This window comes from Desulfatiferula olefinivorans, from assembly GCF_054657895.1.
Map to the genome: position 1 here is coordinate 1 of NZ_BAAHXV010000082.1, position 2,697 is coordinate 2,697.

The 2,697-nt window shown below is 35.5% G+C and carries 4 protein-coding genes; all 4 read right to left on the bottom strand.

Annotated elements, in window-relative coordinates; genetic code table 11:
• Positions 1-180 precede the first annotated feature (180 nt).
• Positions 181-306, bottom strand: a complete 126-nt coding sequence (locus tag ACYQ11_RS21825; RefSeq protein WP_459925953.1) for a hypothetical protein — start codon at positions 304-306, stop codon at positions 181-183.
• A 218-nt stretch (positions 307-524) separates the two neighbouring features.
• Entirely contained in the window at positions 525-1,589 is a 1,065-nt protein-coding gene (locus ACYQ11_RS21830) for a hypothetical protein (protein WP_459925950.1), read from the bottom strand.
• Between the two features lie 72 nt (positions 1,590-1,661).
• A complete protein-coding gene (locus ACYQ11_RS21835; RefSeq protein WP_459925951.1) occupies positions 1,662-2,222 on the bottom strand; it encodes an acyltransferase in 561 nt (186 codons plus the stop codon).
• A gap of 207 nt (positions 2,223-2,429) precedes the next feature.
• On the bottom strand, positions 2,430-2,534 hold the full coding sequence (locus tag ACYQ11_RS21840) for a transposase (RefSeq protein ID WP_459925952.1): 105 nt from the start codon (positions 2,532-2,534) through the stop codon (positions 2,430-2,432).
• Positions 2,535-2,697 lie beyond the last annotated feature (163 nt).

The following is a 2,697-nucleotide window of genomic DNA, read 5'->3' on the forward strand; positions in this document are numbered from 1 at the left end:
GTTCAAAGATCATACGCTGCATGAAGTTTTGGATGAATTTGATATCATTGAATGTTTTGAAGCGCCGGGTCAACGGCTACAAGTCGGCGAAACATCCAAGCTGCAGATGGAACTCTACGCCAAATTGGGCGCCAAACCGCCTGCCTCGTTACATTAACTCGGGAATTTAGGGTTCAGGTGTCAGAGTGCGGTGGCTTCCTTTTGAACGTCCTCTCTTTTTAATTTGTATGCGGGGTTGCCTTCACGTTCATAGGTTTTATACCACCTACAAATTGTTACTGCATTCACACCTATGATTTCAGATATTTCCTTGTATTTCTTGCCTGTCTTTCTAAGACGTAGGACTGATTACGAAGTTGCTGCTGGACCTCTGTGCTATGTTTTCTTGCGTCAATTTTTTCCATGCAATCGTTGTAGCACAATTCATTACATTTTGCTATATAATATTAATGTATTTTATTGCCGGGTTAATATAGCAGAAATTGAATCTTTCACATATGGAATTCATACGTTCACCTCTATGTTTATGCTAACTTATGTTCAGGGTTATAAAACAATTCAATAAAATAATTCTTCCTTAAAGAGGAAAAGGTACGAAATGCCGACAACATACCATTTTCGATTAATATGGACCTAAAATCAGAATGCCCATGGGTACAGCTTTCCTGATTATATGAAAAGATGTATTTAATTTTTCCCTGATGGATCAATGAAAAATAATTTCTCAAACTGCTCTCGGGTATTTCAGGAAAAGAGTCCTGGTTGATCAGCATGTCTATCCCTTGAAAACTTTCAGCATCAAATGACTCGGCATATAAAAATTTGTCATTTTCTCCTACATCATTAACAATATATTGTCGAAACAAATACTGAGCCAAATCTATATAAACTTTTCTTTTAATTTCATTACAATTTGAATTTATAAATGAACTCAGTAATCCTGAGCCATCTCCCAGATAAGCTATGGACTTTGTACCTGTAAAGTTAATTGCACTTAAAATAAATTGGCCAAAATAAACATGATCTATCAATTCAGCATGTAAAAAGTTCTTTCCATACTGCCAGCCAAAGGGTTGTCCAATTAATATTTTTTCTGGAATAGAATAATTGTCGAATAAAAAATCTACAAAAGATTTAGTCAACTGAGTATCAGATAATTTTTGCCAGTCAAGTAAAAATTTAGAGTAATTAATTAATTTCCTGATCCTTAATTCATTTCGAATTGTATATTTTAACCGATGAACCCATGAATCAAGCTTTTTCCCAGCACAAGCACCATCAGAGATTCCATTTGTATAGTAGTTTGCATATGCAGTTGCAAGTTGGTCGTATTTTTGATCTTGAAATAATGTAAATATATCATCACCAAATTTATTGAAAACATTTTTCCAGATTGGAGACAACTGTGAATCCGTCAAGACTTTCCCAGGATATTGTCCTGCGTTCAGAAAAAACGATTGTATTGTATCCGGTTCAATTTCAACCAACGGATGTCGCGTCATCTTTAAAAATCCTGTTAACATACTACCAACCTCTCTTTTATAATGTACACATTCTGTGAAAAACTCATTTTCATTGTCCTTAACCATTTAGATTGGTTAACATATTAATCAAGAATGCAACACCTTATTCTATAGCAAATCGATATATTTTCCATCAAATTAAAAAAATCTACCTTCCTTTTTTATTACTTCAAATTTTTCCATATCACGATACTTGATGACTTTCGCTGGATTTCCTCCTGCCACAGCGCCTTTCGGTATGTCTTTTGTTACAACCGCACCTGCGGCTATCACTGCGCCTTCTCCAATTGTTACACCGGGGAGAATGGTCACATTAGCACCTAACCAAACAAAATCCTTGATAACCACTTTTCCTGGAATCGATTTTTTATTATAAGGTATAAATTCAGGTGAATAGTAGTCATGATTTGTGGAAAAAATTGTCAGTCCCCGCCCAGGATGAACATATCGGCAGATCTCAACACCTCCACTTGCTTCAATGAAAGTGGCTGATTTAAGATGGCTCGTTTTATCAATAGAAAAAAAATTGAGATCTCCGGCCAATGTTACCCCCCCTTCACCATGACGAACAAAGTGCAGATGCCCATTAATTTTACGGTTATAATAGGCAACAGGAGCTTGATAATATAGCATTTTCAAACCTTTACTAACTTTTAAAAAAAAGGAACCAGATAAAAGATTAATTAAGAATTTTTTCATTGTGCAACTCTACTAATATATTTGATTAATGATGATATTAAACCGGCTATTAAATACATCAACAACAAGCTGCATAAGCAATCATCGAATGTTTGAAGTAATTGTTAACGCGTAGCGGTAGCTTTTGAAGGTTTTTCAAATGAGAAATTGCCTTGAATTTCAATTCATCTACAGTCTTCGCAGGCGCTTGTAAATGAACCCCGACTTTTAAATCACAATCAGATACTCGTCTGGATTCAATTCCGGTGAATAGGATGGTAGAAAGAACAACTCAATTTCATCCTCATTTTCTTTTACCCAATCCTTGACCATATGGCTGTGATGGACCTTCAAGTGTCGAGAATCAAGTATATTTTTTTCGGTTCTCTAAGAAGCTCTAGTAAGTTTTTGCTTTGACCGTATCTGTCAAAGGGTCGTGATATTGTGGGTATATAACCACAGATATGGAGGCGACCATGACAGATTTTACCATAAT